Source organism: Endozoicomonas sp. SESOKO4 (assembly GCF_024606275.1).
Window position 1 is genome coordinate 1 of sequence record NZ_JAHHPS010000634.1, and the last position, 1,564, is coordinate 1,564.

Below are 1,564 nucleotides of genomic sequence, written 5' to 3' on the forward strand. Positions count from 1 at the left end.
AACAAACTCCGTCCAGGCTACTCTTCTCTGAAGGAATCAAGCATATCAGAGGCGCTGCTGTCAGTATCACTGCTTTCAGAACTGTAAGGCGTCTCCATGGCAAAAGCATATTTAGACATGAGCAAGTTGACGAAAGCTCGCAAGTCGTATATACGTTCATCCAGGTGTTTTCTCAGCCTGTCTTCTTTGTCGAACTCTTTTTCATCATCTCCCCCTGTGGTCTTGTCATGTTTGGCTCCATCAGCCTGCTGATTGGCATTGATGACAGCACCTGCCTCAAGGAGTACAGCACCTGCCTCAAGGTATAATAGCGTCTTGCGTGATTGTTCCAGCAGGTCCTCAAATCCTATGCAGAGGGTTACCAGTATGACTTGGTAATCATTTTGATCAGTAAAAGTTTTTTGTAATTGATATGACATGTATTTTTCTATGGCTATAAGCAATTCTTGAAATAATTCAGGATGTTCATTTCCCGGGTTATCTTTTGCGTCGGTTACCACCTTTTTAAATATTTCAAATAATTTCTGTTCTTTGGCTTCTTTACCGGTAAAGTCAGGAATGGTTTGATCCCAATTTGAGCGGCTAAAATAACTCGACATGTTGTCAATGTGTGTATTTGCGAGTTGTATAACAAAAGGATCAAGCATCAGGCTTAAGGTATCAATGAAACTCACGAAAAGACTATTCCAAACAACTAATTCAGGTTTTTTTTCACCGTATTCTTTTATTAGCCTTAACATTCGTTTATCTGATTTTATATTACGCAGACAAACCGGCATTCCGAAATCATTAACGTAGTAGTTGAGTAGAGAGGAAGAGGCTAATAGCATTGCATCGAATGATGCCCCGTATTTTTCAGTTTCAAAGGGGTCCTCCATTTTTCGCAACAAAAACTCAAGGCGCATTTCTTCCAACAGCATCAGGTCAGAGAAGACTGTAGCAGTTTCTTTAATATTTGCTTTTAAAACGTTGAGATCTTGTATGGGTTCTTTTACACCAAAAAGGTCACCTTTTTTGGCATAGAGTCTCTCGATACCAGACAAATGAGTAGCATCAAGCAGGAATGAGAGAAAAAAGAAACTATTTGCTTTAAGGGGGGTTCCCTTGCAATGGATGGCTGTATAGTAACTCACCATCAACTTCGCGAGGCTCCGTTGGTGCTGTGGATTGGCCATATCGATAGGAGATTCGGTACCCTGAATTGAATATAGAACTTCCATCAACTTTTTCTGGTCTTTGTCAATCTTAATATTGAGAATTAGTTTCACTGTATCAATCATACCAAGAATGGTCAGGCTTTCTTCGGGAGGCTTTGCCGGGACATAGCTCAACATAGTGTTTAAGATTTCTTCATCAATGCCTGTATTCAACCCCTGAATAATGGCAGCAACCTGTACACGGGTCATTGGTGGGAGTGGAGTGTCTATTAAAGGCTGAAGCTGCTGTGCTCGTGCTCCCTCCGATTCATCCATTTTTTTGACTTGCTCAGTTTCATGGTTCATGGCAAATATAAGATGGGTCGTATTCGGGTTGAGAGCAAAAGGAGAGATTCTCCCAACATAAG

At 41.0% G+C, this 1,564-nt stretch carries 1 protein-coding gene; it reads right to left on the reverse strand.

Annotated elements, in window-relative coordinates; genetic code table 11:
- Positions 1-17: 17 nt before the first annotated feature.
- Complete coding sequence (locus tag KDK16_RS12345; RefSeq protein WP_257276347.1) at positions 18-1,472, reverse strand: hypothetical protein; 1,455 nt, start codon at positions 1,470-1,472, stop codon at positions 18-20.
- Positions 1,473-1,564 lie beyond the last annotated feature (92 nt).